The sequence below is a fragment of the Campylobacter sp. US25a genome, assembly GCF_004379075.1.
GTDB classification, from domain to species: Bacteria; Campylobacterota; Campylobacteria; order Campylobacterales; family Campylobacteraceae; genus Campylobacter_D; species Campylobacter_D jejuni.
This window is the reverse complement of the sequence record NZ_RYYM01000004.1, coordinates 90495-105741: the sequence shown is the minus strand read 5'-3', so window position 1 is coordinate 105741 and position 15247 is coordinate 90495. Positions and strand designations below refer to the sequence as shown.

Annotated in this window: 17 protein-coding genes; 14 read left to right on the top strand and 3 right to left on the bottom strand. The window is 29.1% G+C overall.

The annotated features are described in order from the left end of the window. The first annotated feature begins 7 nt into the window (after positions 1-7). Genes ELQ12_RS04710 through ELQ12_RS04680 form a run of 7 tightly spaced genes read left to right on the top strand, consistent with a single transcriptional unit; the run spans position 8 to position 6140 of the window. Positions 8-355: a c-type cytochrome gene (locus ELQ12_RS04710; protein WP_002852485.1), complete on the top strand. Its 348-nt coding sequence runs from the start codon at positions 8-10 to the stop codon at positions 353-355. Continuing rightward, entirely contained in the window at positions 352-1626 is a 1275-nt protein-coding gene (gene hemL, locus ELQ12_RS04705; protein WP_070286003.1) for a glutamate-1-semialdehyde 2,1-aminomutase, read from the top strand. Before ELQ12_RS04710 ends, hemL begins: the two co-directional genes overlap by 4 nt. Then, complete coding sequence (locus ELQ12_RS04700) at positions 1623-1952, top strand: AtpZ/AtpI family protein (protein WP_002852414.1); 330 nt, start codon at positions 1623-1625, stop codon at positions 1950-1952. Before hemL ends, ELQ12_RS04700 begins: the two co-directional genes overlap by 4 nt. Further along, positions 1952-2455, top strand: coding sequence for a membrane protein (locus ELQ12_RS04695; protein ID WP_002882316.1), 504 nt, complete (start codon positions 1952-1954; stop codon positions 2453-2455). The genes ELQ12_RS04700 and ELQ12_RS04695 overlap by 1 nt, the downstream gene beginning before the upstream one ends. Further along, positions 2433-3620, top strand: a complete 1188-nt coding sequence (locus ELQ12_RS04690) for an MFS transporter (protein ID WP_134264602.1) — start codon at positions 2433-2435, stop codon at positions 3618-3620. Before ELQ12_RS04695 ends, ELQ12_RS04690 begins: the two co-directional genes overlap by 23 nt. After that, positions 3613-5862 carry a flagellar hook-length control protein FliK gene (locus ELQ12_RS04685; protein WP_134264601.1) on the top strand — a complete coding sequence of 750 codons (2250 nt, stop codon included), beginning with the start codon at positions 3613-3615 and terminating at the stop codon, positions 5860-5862. The genes ELQ12_RS04690 and ELQ12_RS04685 overlap by 8 nt, the downstream gene beginning before the upstream one ends. Beyond that, the gene (locus tag ELQ12_RS04680; protein ID WP_002852641.1) at positions 5859-6140 is read left to right on the top strand and encodes a FlhB-like flagellar biosynthesis protein; all 282 of its coding nucleotides are present in this window, start codon (positions 5859-5861) and stop codon (positions 6138-6140) included. Before ELQ12_RS04685 ends, ELQ12_RS04680 begins: the two co-directional genes overlap by 4 nt. Here ELQ12_RS04680 and ELQ12_RS04675 read toward each other — a convergent pair. Both ELQ12_RS04675 and ELQ12_RS04670 read right to left on the bottom strand, forming a co-directional pair. After that, positions 6137-6937 carry a phosphatidylserine decarboxylase gene (locus ELQ12_RS04675; protein WP_070261299.1) on the bottom strand — a complete coding sequence of 267 codons (801 nt, stop codon included), beginning with the start codon at positions 6935-6937 and terminating at the stop codon, positions 6137-6139. The genes ELQ12_RS04680 and ELQ12_RS04675 overlap by 4 nt on opposite strands. Next, a complete protein-coding gene (locus ELQ12_RS04670; RefSeq protein ID WP_070261298.1) occupies positions 6934-8058 on the bottom strand; it encodes a metallophosphoesterase in 1125 nt (374 codons plus the stop codon). Before ELQ12_RS04670 ends, ELQ12_RS04675 begins: the two co-directional genes overlap by 4 nt. Positions 8059-8143: 85 nt before the next feature. Between ELQ12_RS04670 and gltX the strand changes: the two genes are divergently transcribed. From gltX to ELQ12_RS04655, 3 genes are read left to right on the top strand one after another with little or no spacing between them, the layout of a single operon-like run. Then, entirely contained in the window at positions 8144-9439 is a 1296-nt protein-coding gene (gene gltX, locus ELQ12_RS04665; RefSeq protein ID WP_070261297.1) for a glutamate--tRNA ligase, read from the top strand. A 2-nt stretch (positions 9440-9441) separates the two neighbouring features. After that, positions 9442-9723: a YggT family protein gene (locus ELQ12_RS04660; RefSeq protein ID WP_002852501.1), complete on the top strand. Its 282-nt coding sequence runs from the start codon at positions 9442-9444 to the stop codon at positions 9721-9723. Beyond that, a complete protein-coding gene (locus tag ELQ12_RS04655) occupies positions 9720-11345 on the top strand; it encodes a lytic transglycosylase domain-containing protein (protein ID WP_134264600.1) in 1626 nt (541 codons plus the stop codon). Before ELQ12_RS04660 ends, ELQ12_RS04655 begins: the two co-directional genes overlap by 4 nt. Here the strand turns inward: ELQ12_RS04655 and ELQ12_RS04650 are convergent. Continuing rightward, a complete protein-coding gene (locus tag ELQ12_RS04650) occupies positions 11242-11727 on the bottom strand; it encodes a hypothetical protein (protein WP_134264599.1) in 486 nt (161 codons plus the stop codon). The two genes, ELQ12_RS04655 and ELQ12_RS04650, sit on opposite strands and share 104 nt — an antisense overlap. Before the next feature lie 96 nt (positions 11728-11823). Between ELQ12_RS04650 and mobB the strand changes: the two genes are divergently transcribed. Genes mobB through metG form a run of 4 tightly spaced genes read left to right on the top strand, consistent with a single transcriptional unit; the run spans position 11824 to position 15245 of the window. Continuing rightward, positions 11824-12315 (top strand): molybdopterin-guanine dinucleotide biosynthesis protein B, encoded by a 492-nt coding sequence (mobB, locus tag ELQ12_RS04645; protein WP_053872921.1) that lies wholly within the window; start codon positions 11824-11826, stop codon positions 12313-12315. 1 nt (position 12316) lies between these two features. After that, positions 12317-13159, top strand: a complete 843-nt coding sequence (locus ELQ12_RS04640) for a class 1 fructose-bisphosphatase (RefSeq protein WP_070242811.1) — start codon at positions 12317-12319, stop codon at positions 13157-13159. Then, positions 13152-13349, top strand: coding sequence for a hypothetical protein (locus tag ELQ12_RS04635; protein WP_070242810.1), 198 nt, complete (start codon positions 13152-13154; stop codon positions 13347-13349). Before ELQ12_RS04640 ends, ELQ12_RS04635 begins: the two co-directional genes overlap by 8 nt. 9 nt (positions 13350-13358) lie before the next feature. Further along, entirely contained in the window at positions 13359-15245 is a 1887-nt protein-coding gene (gene metG / locus ELQ12_RS04630; RefSeq protein WP_134264598.1) for a methionine--tRNA ligase, read from the top strand. Positions 15246-15247 lie beyond the last annotated feature (2 nt).

The window sequence follows — 15247 nt, the reverse complement described above, 5'->3', positions numbered from 1 at the left end:
TGAAACTTTGAAAATTGTTTTAATGTTTTTTTTATTTAGTATTAGTCTTTTTGGTGCTGATTTTATCACTCTTAAAGAATACTCTAAAATGCTTTATGAAAATCCAAGGGGTATTAGTTGCAAAGAATGCCATGGAGCAGATGGAAGCGAACAAATTTTAGGATATTATATGAAAAATGGTATTAAAACAGCTTATAAAGTTCCAAGTATACAAAATCTTAGTTTTGAGAATTTTAAAAATTCTCTTAATCAGAGTAAAGACGCAAAATCAATCATGCCAAATTACTCTTTAACAAATGATGAAATTGTAACTTTATATAATTACATCAAGCAATTTAGCAAGGAAGAAAAATGACAAACAAAAAAGCTTTTAAAGAAGCGTGTAAATTCATCGCAGGTGGTGTAAATTCTCCAGTTCGTGCTTTTGCAAATGTTCAAAGTGAGCCAAAATTTATTTCCCATGGAAAAGGTGCTTATATTTTTGATATAGATGGAAAATCTTATATAGACTATGTTCAAAGCTGGGGGCCTTTACTTTTTGGACATTGTGATAAAGATATACAAAAAGCTTGCCAAAAAGCACTTCACAAAGGTTCAAGTTTTGGAGCTCCGACTTTATTAGAAACTGAACTTGCTAAGCTTGTTTTATCTGATTTTCCTCATTTAGAAAAGATCCGCTTTGTAAGTAGCGGAACAGAAGCAACCATGAGTGCTATTCGTCTTGCCCGTGGTTTTACTAAAAAAGATAAAATTTTAAAATTTGAAGGATGTTATCACGGGCATTCTGATTCATTATTAGTGAGTGCAGGAAGTGGTGCTGCTACTTTTAACTCTCCTAGTTCTTTAGGTGTTTTAGAAGATGTAGCTAAACACACTTTAGTAGCAAAATATAATGATATAAATAGCGTTAAAGAACTTTTTGAAAAAAATAAAGATATTGCATGTGTTATCATTGAGCCTATTGCTGGAAATATGGGCTTAGTTCCAGCTAAACAAGATTTTTTAGAAGAACTTGCTAAGATCTGTAAAAACAATCAAACTCTGCTGATTTTTGATGAAGTAATGAGTGGATATAGAGCATCTTACCTTGGTTCCTATGGAATCAATCATATCCAAGCAGATATAATTACTTTTGGTAAGGTAATAGGAGGCGGTCTACCTGCAGCAGCATTTGCTTCTAGAGCTGAAATTATGGATATTTTAAGTCCTTTGGGTGGAGTTTATCAAGCAGGAACTTTAAGTGGAAATCCTTTAGCAATGGCTGCAGGCATAGCAAGTCTTACAAAAGCCAAAAAGAAAACCAAGCTTTATGACAAACTTGGAAAATTAGCAAAAAAACTTACCCAAGGAATGAAAAAATTAGCAGATGAAAAAGGACTTCCACTGCAAGTTTGTCATGTAGGTTCTATGTTTGGATACTTTTTCACCAAAGATCCTGTATCAAACTACCAAGATGCATTAAAATCCGATCTAGCATTATTTTCAAAATTTCACAAAAATATGCTTGAAAATGGAATTTATTTAGCACCTTCTCAATTTGAAACAAGCTTTATATGTTCAAAAATGGATGATAAAATTATAGATACAACACTAGAGGCTGTTAGGGAAAGCTTTAAAAGAATATGAGCAATATTTTAAAAGAAGAAAAAAATCACTTAGAAAATTCCAACAGTAAAAGACAAAAAATCATTCGCAAAACTCTTGAAGCTGCGGATGGTTTAAGTCTTGGCATCTCTATGGTTGTTGCTGTATTTATAGGTGTGGGAATAGGATATTTACTTAAAAAATTTACTCCTTATCCTTGGCTTTTTTGGCTTGGAGTTTTTTGGGGGATCAGTGCTGCTATACTTAATGTTTACAAAGCTTATAAAGTTCAAGTAAAAAGCTATGAAGAATTTAAAGAAAGAGATGAGTTGATCAAAGAAAAAATTCAAAAAGAAAAGAACAAATAATGGAACATAAAAAAGCTCTATTTTGTATTTTTGCCATTATTCATTTATTTTTTTGGATCATATTTTCATCGTTAAATCATTTTAAATTAGATACATTTTTAAGCTATGAAATAGCTTTTTTTAGTGTTTTATTGATTATTTTTGCTTCTTATTTAAATTATAAAAAAGTCATTATAAAAAAATCAAAAAATTATGAAAAAGATTTTAATTTCATTTCATCGCTTTTTGTCAAAAAAAAACAAAATTTATCAAAAATTATTCATTTTAAAGTTCTAAAAGACGATTTAAAGCCAAATGTTAAAGAGAAAATCCATTTTTTTGCTATGTTTTTTACTCTCTTTAAATTGATGGCTTATGTAATATTGGTTGCTGGATTTTTATTTTTACATCGCCAAGATAGATTAGATATCTTTGCTTATATTTGTGGAATTTCATCCTTGCTAGTTTGTGTGTTTATTTTTATTTTATATATAAAAAAGTATGAGTCCAAAAAAAATTATTAAATCAATGACAGCACTTTTTGCTGGTATGGCATTTTTATTTGCAGGTAATGCCTTGATAGTAAGCTCTATAGGTGTTATATTAAAAGAAAACGGAGAAAGTTCTTTAGCTGTTGGAGTAGTAAGTTCTTGTTTTTTTGTAGGCGCTCTTGTTGGAACTATCAGTGCTCATAAAATTATTTCTCGTATAGGTCATATACGCTCTTTTGGGCTATTTGGTGCTATTTTTGGAATTTCAGCTATGCTTCATACAGTAAGCGAAAATCTTATTTTTTGGGCTGTTTTAAGATTTTTCATAGGAATTTGCTACTATGGACTTTTAATGGTCATAGAATCATGGCTTAATGAAAAAAGCAAAAATGCCATTCGATCTAGAATTTTAGGTTTTTATGAAATTGTTTTTTATCTTGCTTTTGGTATTGGAGTTTTAATCATAGCGTTAAATTTAAGCAAACATAGTGTATTTATTCTCAGTGCAACTTTGATTTTACTTTCATCTTTGCCTTTAAATTTGATTAAAATCAAAGAACCTGTTTTGCCCGCATCAAGTCCTATTTCTATACCTAAAATTTTTGATATAGCCCCTTTGGCTATCGTCACAAGCTTTATAGCCGGAATGCTTATAAATGGCTTTTTTTCTATGGCATCTTTATTTATACTTTTGCAAGGTTTTGATGCAAAAGCGGTTTCTTATTTTATATTTTGTGGGGTTTTAGGTGGTTTTATTGCACAAACCATCATAGGAACTATTTCAGATAAACTTGGTCGCAAATTTGCCATTATCACTTGTGCAAGCATAGGATTTATCACTATGCTTATATTTATCTTTTTTAAACTTCACTTGTATATGCAATATTTTTTAGGAATTACTCTTGGTGTAGGAATATTTTGTTTATATGCTTTAGCACTTGCTAGAGCAAATGATGTTTTAGTAAGTAAAAATAAAGGCGTAGAGTTAGGTCGTGGGGTTCTTTTTTGCTATTCTTTGGGCTCTTTGTTTGGCCCTTTAATTTTAGGTTTTTTAATGCAATACTTTGAAATCAAAGGTTTTATATGGTTTTATATAGTTTCTTTAGCATTTTTAATTCTTTTTGCTATCAATAAACCAAATATTTTAAATAAAAAATTTAAGAAAAAGCCTGGAAATATGGTGATATTTGATGATTAATACTCAACTAGCAAGTCAAATTGCCAATACGCAAAAAAATGATTTAAAAGTAGATAACTCTACTTCAAAAGATAAAACAAATTTAAAGGACAATCCAAAAGAAGCACTTGCGCAAGCTTTAAAGCAAAATTTAGGTTTAAGCAAGGATGCTAGCAGTGAAGAAATACTAGCAAAATTTGTTCAAAATGAAACAGGCACCAAATTAAAAGAACTTGTTAATAAACTTTTAGATCAAATCAATGCTCAAAAAAACCCCGATTCCCCTGTGCTTAAACAAGGAAAAAATTTAAATTTAGCTCCTAATTTTGCTAATGAATTAAAAACTTTAAGCACAGAACTTGCAAAAAGCGATACTTTTACACAAGTTTTAGACAGATTAAATCAAATTTTAAAACCTGCCAGTGAAATAAAAAACAACAACTTAGCTCCTTTGTTTAAAAATTCAGGCGTATTTTTAGAAGCTAAATTAAAAGATGCCCTAAACGAAGAATTGCTGCCCAAAAGTTTTCACTCTCTTTTAAGTACAATCAAAGGTCTTAGTAGTGAAAAACTAAGTATTCAGATAGCCCAACTTGCAAATGCAAATTTAAACCCAAAAGACACTTTAAAAGAATTAAAAAATATTATCAATTCTAACAAAAATGAAAATAAGCAAATTTTAAATCAAAGTTCTTTTAAAGCACTTTTAAATTTAAGTTCTAAATTGGAAAATTTTAAAAATTATATAAGTAAAAATCCCAGTCATGCTCAAGAAAAAATCACCCCTATAGCTAATAAAATTTTAAAAGAATTAAATTCCATCAAAAATGATTTTTTCAAAGCTCTTAATAAACCAGAAAATTTAATGATAAAAGATCCAAACATCCTTAAGCAAACTGCTACCGCCTTTGAAAAACTTGAAAATACTTTAAAAAATACACTAGGCAATCAAGCTTCTAAAATACAAGATAAAGAAAATATTTTAGAAAATCTTTTAAGTAACAAAGAAAATATGAAAGAAGAAAAACTTAATCATAACACAAAAAACCAAGATGGGGAAGAACATATAAAAACATCAAAAGAAGAAACTCTCACAGATGATACTAAAACCGATATTAAGCAAGATTTAAAAAACGAAGAAAATTCACCTAAAAAAGAAGCCAATATAAAAGAAGATGAAAATTTAGATTCTGATATAAAAACTCACGAAGAAGATACTCAAGATACAAAAAATGATATTCAAAATAATGAAACAGAAAATAAGCCAGATAATGATATAAAAAATTCTACTCCAAACCAAGAAAAAATCAAAGATGAAAAACAAGAAAAATCAAAAGAAAATATCAAAGAAAATCCAAAATTTTATGAAACAAAAACAGAAAATAAAACTTCAATCAATACAAATGTCAACACTTCAAATCCTAATACAAACAACACGCAAAATTTAAATAATTCTCAAAATATTCAATCTAACAATAACCAAACTATGCAAAATATTTTTAAAAATCAGGAATTTATAAAACAAAATATTGTAAAAAATTTAGCATTTAATGTAGAGAATTTAGATCTAGAACAAGTGCAAGATTTAAGTAAAAATTTAAGCAATCTTTCTCGCAGACTTAATGAAAGCTTGAAAGAACTTGAACCCTATACTCAAAATGCCAAACTTAATCAAGCAGAACTTAAAAATCTCGAACACAAACTCAATCTTTCTACCAAAGATCTAGCGCAAATTAAACCAAAAACAGAACAAGATATAGCTGAATCTTTACATCATGATGTAAAATCAACACTTTTGCAAATTTCAAATTTGGCTAAAAATGAAGGTAATGAAGCTGTATATAATCAAGCTAATCGTCTTTTAGCACAAATTGAAATCAATCAGCTTATGTCTTTAGCCAATGATTCTATCAATACTTATCTGCCTTTTTCTTGGGATGATTTAAATGATTCTAAAATTATGTTTAGACGCGGAAAAAAGGATAAATTTTTTGCTCAAATTAAACTCGAATTTGCAAAACTTGGGGATTTGGAAATTCTCATTTCTTTAAACAATGAAAAATATATAGATATTAATATTATGGCAGAAAATATTGAATTTAGAAAAACCATCTATGAAAATGCCCATGAGCTTAAAAGAAATATTAATAAAGCAGGACTTTTAAGTGCAAATTTCTTTGTAGGTGATATCATAAGAAGTAAATTTGATACTAGAAATATGAAAAATTTAGATCTTGAAATGGGTATGGATAAAAAAGTATGAGCAAAATCAAAAGATCGATTAAAAAAGCTGTAGCCCTAGGCTATCAAAAAGAAAAAAACTCTGCACCAAAAGTGCTTGCAAGTGGCAAAGGCGAAAGTGCTGCTAAAATTATTTCTTTAGCTAAAGAACACGGAGTTCCCATTAAAGAAGATGAAGATTTAATAGAAATTTTAAGCAAGCTTGACTTAGGTGATGAAATTCCACCTAATATGTATAAAGCTGTGGCTGAAGTTTTTGCCTTTATCTATCAAATGGCAAATAAAACTCCTAAAAACTAATCCGCTATTTTTTCTCCAAATTTAATACCCTGCCCTATCTTTAAATTAAAATTTAAAAGTCCTTTTTGAGAGATTAAAACTATAGTAGAACCCAGTTCAAAATTTCCTAGTTCTTCGCCTTTTTTGAAATTTAAATTTTCATATTTTCTAGTAAAATTATGAGAAATTTTAGCATTGGTTTGTATGCTTGTATCAAAATTAAAACGCATTTTTCCTACATTTTGTGCTCCCACAAAAACAAGCCAAAAAATGCCTTTTTCATTTTGACATTTCAAACTTACTCTTTCATTTTTTACATATAAATTACTAATGCGTTCTAAATGCTTTTCATTTACACTATAAAGCACTCCACTTGTGTAAGTTGCGCTTAAAATTTGCATATCACAAGGGCTGTGATAACGATGATAATCTTTTGGGGAAAGATAAATATTGACATAATCAAGCCCATTTTTAAGTTCATCTTTTTCAAAGCTATCTTTTAAAAGCTCCTCAACGCTATAAGTATGCCCTTTTATAGAAAAAGCAAAATGTTCTTCATTTGCTAAAAAAGTACTTCCACACTCTAAAATTTTGCCATCACTTGGACTGATAAAACCTTCTTCAAGTTTTCTTGGAATTTGCAAAGTTCTTGTAAAAAGAGCATTTAAACTCTTGTATTCACAAGGAGATTTAAATTCACTCATATCGATATTAAAATACTTAACATAATTTTCATTAATAACTTTTTGTATCATTTTAGGAAATTTAATCCCCGCTACAAAACCAAAAAGTCTCGAACTTTCTTTTGAAAAACTCATTTTTTTCCTTTTAAATTTAAAATCACTATTTCACTCGGAGCAAAAACTCTAAGACTTGGCCCCCAAAATCCTGCTCCACTACTCACATAAAGCTTGGTTTTTTCTCCTAAATCATAAAGCCCATGAACAAAACCTTGCTGAAGTTTAACTAAAAACATAAAAGGAAAAATTTGCCCTCCATGTGTATGCCCGCTTAAAACAAGATCAAAATCACTTAAATCATAAAGCAAAGCTGTTTTGGGTTGATGTGTGAGTAAAACACTAGGTTTGCTTGTATTTAAATCCACTTTTATTCTTGCTAAATCAGGAGCATATAAACCCTTATTAAGTCCGGCTAAATCCCCAAGTCCAGCAATATTTATAAAACCCAAATCTAAATTTTGATTGACTAAAATTTTCATATTAGTATGTTTTCTAAGTAAATCCAAAACTTCATTGATACCATGATAATACTCATGATTTCCCAAAGCATAAAAAGTTCCATAAGTGGAATTAAAATCATTAAGTTTTGAGATATAATTTTTTAAATCTTTAGGATTAGTATCAATCAGATCTCCTACTATTGCAACCATATCAGCACTTTGCAAATTCACTTTAGTGATGAGCTTGTCTAAAAAATTTTCATGCAAATTTTTACCCAAATGTATATCAGTAAGCATGGCAATTTTTAAATCTTGTTTAAGATTTGGTATTTCAACATCAACACTCTTTACTTCAGGTGTTTTTAGAGCATTATTTATACTTACATAAATTAAAAACACACTTAAAACTATAAGAGAAAACTCGAAAATCAAACGCAAAATAAGATTATATTTTTTATCTCTTTTACCTATAAGAGCTAAAATCAATTTAATAAAATCCCAAGCTAAAGTCATAAAAAACAAACAATAAGTCGGCGCATAAAGCATGGCTAAAATTTCATACCAAGTATCACTTAAATATTCATCTCTACGAAATATTAAAAACACAGCTTGGGCCAAAAAAAGCACAATAAAAATAAAGACAAAAATTTTATAAAAATACTTAAAAAGAGTAATTTTCTTGATTAATCTTTTATAAATATAAACATTTGCTAAGCCAAAAATCAATAATACAATGAAAGAAAAAATTAAAAATATCATAAAAGTATTATAACCAAGTAAAATTAAATATCCGTATAAATTTTTCTGTTATAATAAACTTTTAAATAATTTTAAAGGCTATAAAATGTACCGTTTTGCACCTTCTCCCACAGGTGATATGCACATAGGAAATTTACGCGCAGCAATTTTTAACTATATCTGTGCAAGACAAAAAAATATGGATTTTATCTTACGTATTGAAGATACCGATAAGACTAGAAATATAGCAGGAAAAGAAGAAGAAATCAAAGAAATTTTAAATCTTTTTGGTATTTCATGGCAGCATTACTATATACAAAGTGAAAATTTAAAATTCCATCGCCAAATGGCTTTAAAACTTGTAAGTGAAAAAAAAGCTTTTGCTTGTTTTTGTACTGAAGAAGAACTTGAAGCAAAAAAAGAGCTAGCTAAAAAACAAGGTAAAGCTTATCGCTACGATGGCACTTGTGAAAAACTAGCCGATATCGATGTTTTAGAATGTGAAAAACCCTTTGTTATCCGTCTTAAAAAACCTACTCACACTATGAAATTTACAGATTTTATCAAAGGTGAATTAAGTTTTGAACCTGAAAACATAGACTCTTTTGTGATTATGAGAACGGATAAAACTCCAACTTATAATTTTGCTTGTGCGGTTGATGATATGCTTGAAAATGTTACTTGTATTATACGCGGAGAAGATCATGTTTCAAACACTCCAAAACAAGAACATATCCGCGCAAGTTTAGACTATAATAAAGCCATAACTTATGCGCACTTGCCTATCATTTTAAACGAAGAAGGTGTTAAAATGAGCAAAAGAGAAGCACATTCTTCTGTAAAATGGCTACTTGAAAGTGGAATTTTACCTAGTGCAATCGCAAATTATCTGATCATGCTAGGCAATAAAACTCCTTGTGAAATTTTTACCTTAGAAGAAGCTATAAAATGGTTTGATATTTCTAAAGTTTCAAAAGCTCCCGCAAGATTTGATCTTAAAAAACTCTTACAAATCAATCGCGAACATATCAAAATGATAAAAGATGATGAGCTTAATAAAATTTTAGATTTAAACAAAGATCTTGCACAACTTGCTAAATTTTACACTCAAGAAGCAAGCACCATAAAAGAACTTAAAGAAAAAATGCAGGCTATTTTTAGCACAAAAGACTTTGGAGAGTTTGAAACAGAATGTAAAATTTTAAAAGAACTCTTAAAAGATATTGAACTTTTTGAAAACTATGAAGATTTTAAAAATGAACTTTTAAGCAAAAGCAACTTAAAAGGTAAAAAATTTTTCATGCCTTTAAGGATAATTTTAACAGGAAGTATCCACGGACCTGAACTTAGCGATCTTTATCCTTATATTAAAAATTTTATTCACGAATTAGCAAGGATTTAACTATGGTTATAGACTCTTTTATTATTTCTATTTTTCAAGTACTACAAATTGTCATTAACATTTATACTTGGATTATTATCATCACAGCACTTTTAAGCTGGGTAAACCCTGATCCTTATAATCCCATAGTGCAAATTTTATATAAATTAAGCTATCCTGCTTACGCCTTAGTTAGAAAAATTCCAACACGCATTGGCAATATTGATCTTGCACCTTTGATTATAGTCTTAGCATTGCAGTTTCTTGGCATTTTTCTTGGGAATATCTTAAGGAGTATATTGTGATAAAAAAAATACTCGTTTTTTTATTTATTTTTTCAAGTTTAAATGCTACACAATATAGCATAGAAAAACTCAAAAAAGAAGAAAATTCACTTGCTAAGGATTATTATATTTATAGGCTTTTAGAAAAAAATAAAATCAGTAAAAAAGATGCACAGGATTTAAATTCTCATATTTTTCGCTATATAGGAAAAATTAAATCCGAACTTGAAAAAATCATCCCTTTAAAGCCTTATATCAACCCAAAATATGCTAAATGCTATACCTATACAGCAAATACTATCTTAGATGCAAATTTAACTTGTCAAAGCGTGCGCTTAAATTCATTAGTTTTTATAGCGAGTTTAAATTCCAAAGACCGAACTACTTTAGCTCAAACCTTTAAAAATCAAAGACCTGATTTGACAAATTTATTGCTAGCTTTTAATACTTCTGATCCTATGAGCTATATGGTACAAAAAGAAGATATTAATGGCTTTTTTAAACTTTATAATTATTCTAAAAAATACGACTTAGATTTAAATACAAGTTTAGTCAATAAACTACCATACCACATTGGTTTTAAAGATTTTGCACAAAATATTATTATTAAAAAAGAAAATCCAAAATTTAGACATTCTATGCTAGAAATAAATCCTGAAAATGTAAGTGAAGATTCTGCTTTCTATTTAGGAGTCAATGCCTTAACCTATGATAAAACAGAACTTGCTTATGACTTTTTTAAAAAGGCGGCTCAAAGTTTTAAATCGCAAAGTAACAAAGACAATGCTATATTTTGGATGTGGTTGATTAAAAACAATGAAGAAGATTTAAAAATTTTATCGCAAAGTTCTTCTTTAAATATTTATAGTCTTTACGCAAAAGAACTTACTAACACACCTTTTCCAAAGATAGAAAGCCTTAATCCAAGCAAGAAAAAAAATAATTTTAATATGCAAGATCCTTTTGCTTGGCAAAAAATAAACAAACAAATTCGCGATGCTAACGCAAGTCAACTAGATGTCTTGGCAAAAGAATTTGACACACAAGAAACCTTGCCTATTTATGCTTACATATTAGAACGCAAAAATAATTTTAAAAAACATTATTTTATAATGCCTTATTATGACAATATAAAAGACTATAATAAAACAAGACAAGCTTTAATTTTGGCTATTGCCAGACAAGAAAGTCGTTTTATTCCAACTGCTATTTCAGTTTCTTATGCTTTAGGCATGATGCAATTTATGCCATTTTTAGCCAATCACATAGGGGAAAAAGAATTAAAAATTCCAAATTTCGATCAAGATTTTATGTTTAAACCTGAAATAGCATATTACTTTGGAAATTATCATCTAAATTACCTTGAATCACGTTTAAAATCTCCACTTTTTGTCGCTTATGCTTATAATGGTGGTATAGGATTTACTAACCGTATGCTTGCAAGAAATGATATGTTTAAGACGGGCAAATTTGAACCTTTCTTGTCTATGGAGCTAGTTCCTTATCAAGAAAGCCGAATTTACGGAAAAAAAGTTCTAGCTAATTATATTGTGTATCGACATCTTCTGAACGATAGTATAAAGATTTCGGATATTTTTGAAAATTTAATTCAAAACAAGGCAAATGATCTAAACAAATCTTAGCTATAAGCCTAGTCTCTTCCTTGACACTAGGAAGAGATACTTTAAAATAATCAGTATAGTTGTTTTGTATTATATATTTTAAATACTCATCATCCAGTTTTTCAATATTGGCTTTTTTATTATTGATAAAAACTTCTAAATTTTGAATTTTTAATGTATTTGGAGTAAAAGACAAGGCCAATACATCATCTTTACTTATCTTGTCTAGAATTGGGTTTAAATAAGACATGGTTACAATGGCATTAATCTTATCTTGTGTGATTTTGTATTTTTGAGTAAACATTAAAGTTTGAGATTTTAAATTTATATCCACAATCGCCTGATCTTTTAAAGAACAAGCTCCAAGCAAAAAAGCACCTAAAATTACACTATAAATTTTCATTCTTTTTCCATATTTTTTAGTATTATTGTAGCCTTTTAACCCTATTTTTTGGTTTAAAAAGATATAATTTTATAAAAAAAATTAAGAGTATATTTTATGAAACAACTTATCATAGCTTTTAGCGGGCCTTCAAATTCAGGAAAAACTACACTCATCACCAAAATAGCTGATAATTTTTTGCAACAAAATTTAAAAGTTTTAATCATTAAACATGATCCTGCCGATAAAGCTCAATTTGATTTTAACGGTAAAGATAGTTTTAAATTTTTTCAAAGTGGAGCTGAAGTCATGGTTTTAAGTCCTACAAGAACAACTTTTTTTTCTCATGAAAATAGAGATATTTTAAAAGCTTTAAAATTAAGCCCTGATTTTGACATTTGTTTGGTTGAAGGATTGAAAACTCTTGATTTACCACGCATTAGTGTATTTTGCAAAGAAATTGATGAAAGTTATTTTACTTTCTCAAACGCCATTGCAAGCTATGAAAAAATTTCTCACCCTTATCTTACTTGGCTTGATTTAAACGATATACAAGCTATTTGTCGATACATACTTAAAAATGCTAAAAATTTACAAGGAGAATTATAAAATGCAAGAAGTGATTTCTTATATACAAAAAGCGGTTTTAGAAATTTCTAACGCTTTAAAATTTCCCGATACAAGCTACAGTCAAAATCAAAATTTTACAGGCGATACCCAACTTAAATTTGATGTTTTAAGCGATGAAATCATCACAAAAACCCTAAGTCAATGTTCAAGCATTAAAGCCATTATAAGTGAAGAAAAAGACGAAATTTTAATGCTTAACGAGAGGGCAAATTTTATCGTAGCTTATGATCCTTTAGATGGTTCTAGCTTAATGGATGTTAATTTTGCCATAGGTTCTATTTTTGCCATCTATGAAGAAAAAGCAAGTGCTAAAAATTTAAGAGCTGCACTTTATAGTATGTATGGAGCGCGCTTAGAACTTGTGATTTGCAAAGATCAGCCAAAACTTTATCGCTTAAATGCAAATAATGAATTTATTTTTATAAAAGATCTTAAAATGAATGAAAAAGGCAAAATTAATGCTACAGGCGGAACGCAAAAATTTTGGGAAGAAAAACACGCTAATTTTATCAAAAGTCTTTTTGATGAAGGATACCGCTTAAGATATTCTGGAGCCATGGTAAGCGATATCAATCAAATTTTATTAAAAGGGGGTGGGATTTTTAGTTATCCTGCAACACAAGATGCGCCTAATGGCAAACTTCGTGCTTTTTTTGAAGTCTTTCCTTTAGCCTTTATTATAGAAAAAGCAGGCGGAAAAACTACAAATGGAAAAAATCACTCCTTACTTGAACTTGAATTTGATAAAATCCATGCTACAACTCCTTGTTTTTTTGGCTCAGAATATGAAATTTCAAAACTTTTAAAGGCTTACAATGAATGAAACTAGAGATGAATTTGAACTTGATATGGATAAAAAAAAAGAAATTTTACTTTCATGTCAAAACTCAAAAAATCTAAACTCTTGTTATAATTGCGATGAAATTTTTAACTGCCAAACTAGAAAAAATTATGTTGATGCAGTCTATAACAGTATGTCTAAGGGTAAAACCGAAGGCGGATTTGACTTTTAAAGGAAAAAAATGCGTTATATTACAACACCAATTTATTATGTAAATGATGTGCCTCATTTAGGTCATGCTTATACTACCATCATAGCCGATACTTTAGCAAGATTTTATCGTTTGCAAGGACATGAAACAAGATTTCTAACAGGAACAGATGAGCATGGACAAAAAATCGAAGAAGCTGCCAAACTAAGAAATTCCACCCCTCAAGAATATGCTGATAAAATCAGTTTTGAATTTAAAAAATTATGGGATGAATTTGAAATCACCTATGATATTTACGCAAGAACAACTGATACAAGGCATATTGAATTCGTTAAAGCTATGTTTTTAAAAATGTGGCAAAAAGGTGATATTTATAAAGATGAATACGAAGGACACTATTGTATTTCTTGTGAAAGCTTTTTTACTCAAAGTCAGCTTATCAATGATTGTTCTTGTCCAGATTGTGGCAAACAAACTAGAATTTTAAAAGAGGAAAGCTATTTTTTCAAACTTTCAAAATATCAAGATAAAATTTTACAATGGTATGAAGAAAAAGATCCCATCCTACCAAAAAACAAAAAAAACGAACTTATAAATTTTGTCCAAAGCGGCCTTAAAGATCTTTCCATTACAAGAACAAGTTTTGATTGGGGGATTAAACTGCCTCAAGAAATTAATGATGATAAACATATTATTTATGTATGGCTTGATGCACTTTTTATCTATATAAGTTCTCTTGATTTTCAAAGCAAGGGAGAAAATGCTAAATTTTGGCCTGCGCATGTGCATTTAGTAGGAAAAGATATCTTGCGTTTTCATGCCATTTATTGGCCAGCTTTTTTAATGAGCGTGGATTTACCTTTGCCAAAATTTATAGGTGCACATGGCTGGTGGACTAAAGAAGGTGAAAAAATGAGCAAATCTAAAGGCAATGTTGTAAAACCTAAAGAAATAGTTGATGCTTATGGAAGCGAAGCTTTTAGATATTTCTTGCTTAGAGAAGTGCCTTTTGGTAATGATGGGGATTTTAGCGAAAATATGCTGATAAATCGTATCAATGCTGAACTCAGCAATGAATTTGGAAATTTACTTAATCGCATTATAGGTATGAGTACAAAATATGATCAAGGAAATATTTCAAAAGAAGGTGTTTTAAAATTTTACAATGCCGAACTAAATCAAGCAAAAGAACACTTAAATTTAGCGGTAGAATTTTTAGAAAACTTACAGTGTAATCGTTATTTAGAAGAACTTTTTAAAGCCTTAAGTGTGGCAAATTTAGCCATTAGCAAATACGAACCTTGGAATTTAATCAAAGAAAACAAACGCGAACAAGCTAATGCTTTAGTAGCACTTTGTGCAAATATTTTAGCTAAAACAAGTCTTTTACTAAGCCCTACTCTACCAAAGTCTTGTCAAAAGGTGGCCTTAGCTTTAAATTTTGAAATTTCATCTACAAATTATGCAAAAATGATACTTGATAATGAACTTTTAGATTTTAAAGCAAATCCTTGCGAAGCTTTATTTCCAAAAGTAGAAAAAGCTCTTTTAAAACAAGAAATTAAAGAAGAACCTAAAAAAGAAGAAAGTCCTAAAATAAAAATCGATGATTTTGCAAAAATTGAAATCAAAGTTGCTAAGGTACTTGATTGTCAAAATATAGAAGGGAGTGAAAAACTTTTAAAATTTCAACTCGAACTTGACAATAAAGAAATCTGTCAAGTACTCTCAGGCATAGCAAAATACTATAAAGCCAGTGATTTAATCGGTAAACAAGTATGTGTTATAAGTAATCTTAAAAAAGCTAAAATTTTTGGACATGAAAGCGATGGTATGATACTTTCTGCAAAAAGCGGAGATAAACTTGTTTTAATCACCCCTGAACAACTTGTACAAAACGGTTCTTTAGTAGGCTAAAA

Excerpts from the sequence above, each read along its gene's own strand:
- ELQ12_RS04685 (WP_134264601.1), top strand. The coding sequence starts at position 3,613 with ATGATTAATACTCAACTAGCAAGTCAAATTGCCAATACGCAAAAAAAT.
- ELQ12_RS04650 (WP_134264599.1), bottom strand. The coding sequence starts at position 11,727 with ATGAAAATTTATAGTGTAATTTTAGGTGCTTTTTTGCTTGGAGCTTGT.
- ELQ12_RS04660 (WP_002852501.1), top strand. The coding sequence starts at position 9,442 with ATGGTTATAGACTCTTTTATTATTTCTATTTTTCAAGTACTACAAATT.
- hemL (WP_070286003.1), top strand. The coding sequence starts at position 352 with ATGACAAACAAAAAAGCTTTTAAAGAAGCGTGTAAATTCATCGCAGGT.
- ELQ12_RS04690 (WP_134264602.1), top strand. The coding sequence starts at position 2,433 with ATGAGTCCAAAAAAAATTATTAAATCAATGACAGCACTTTTTGCTGGT.
- ELQ12_RS04670 (WP_070261298.1), bottom strand. The coding sequence starts at position 8,058 with ATGATATTTTTAATTTTTTCTTTCATTGTATTATTGATTTTTGGCTTA.
- ELQ12_RS04635 (WP_070242810.1), top strand. The coding sequence starts at position 13,152 with ATGAATGAAACTAGAGATGAATTTGAACTTGATATGGATAAAAAAAAA.
- ELQ12_RS04640 (WP_070242811.1), top strand. The coding sequence starts at position 12,317 with ATGCAAGAAGTGATTTCTTATATACAAAAAGCGGTTTTAGAAATTTCT.
- gltX (WP_070261297.1), top strand. The coding sequence starts at position 8,144 with ATGTACCGTTTTGCACCTTCTCCCACAGGTGATATGCACATAGGAAAT.
- metG (WP_134264598.1), top strand. The coding sequence starts at position 13,359 with ATGCGTTATATTACAACACCAATTTATTATGTAAATGATGTGCCTCAT.
- ELQ12_RS04675 (WP_070261299.1), bottom strand. The coding sequence starts at position 6,937 with ATGAGTTTTTCAAAAGAAAGTTCGAGACTTTTTGGTTTTGTAGCGGGG.
- ELQ12_RS04680 (WP_002852641.1), top strand. The coding sequence starts at position 5,859 with ATGAGCAAAATCAAAAGATCGATTAAAAAAGCTGTAGCCCTAGGCTAT.
- ELQ12_RS04700 (WP_002852414.1), top strand. The coding sequence starts at position 1,623 with ATGAGCAATATTTTAAAAGAAGAAAAAAATCACTTAGAAAATTCCAAC.
- mobB (WP_053872921.1), top strand. The coding sequence starts at position 11,824 with ATGAAACAACTTATCATAGCTTTTAGCGGGCCTTCAAATTCAGGAAAA.
- ELQ12_RS04695 (WP_002882316.1), top strand. The coding sequence starts at position 1,952 with ATGGAACATAAAAAAGCTCTATTTTGTATTTTTGCCATTATTCATTTA.